We start from the raw sequence: 248 nt of genomic DNA on the forward strand, positions 1-248 counted from the left end.
CGATGTGGCCGCTGATGCCCTTGTAGTTGATGCTCAGCTCATGGTACACGGTCGGAAAACCACAACACTCGTATTTGTACGAAAGCTCGTGCATTGTGCCACACTCTTTGCACTCGTAGTTCGCAAGGAACTTTCCACTCAAGCACAGTGCCTGCTGCATCACTTCGTGGACCACGGTTCCGACTCGTGTGTAGAAGCAGCCTCCGAAGTCGAGCGTTCGCACGGTTCCGTGCATCGCGTTCTGGATG

Annotated in this window: 1 protein-coding gene; it reads right to left on the minus strand. The window is 54.4% G+C overall.

Annotated elements, in window-relative coordinates; translation table 11 throughout:
* On the minus strand, positions 1 to 248 hold a 248-nt coding region (locus AC1RPX_RS08070), incomplete at both ends, for a hypothetical protein (RefSeq protein WP_481763380.1).

The sequence above is a fragment of the Dellaglioa sp. CoH-56-MRSF-14 genome (assembly GCF_056782115.1).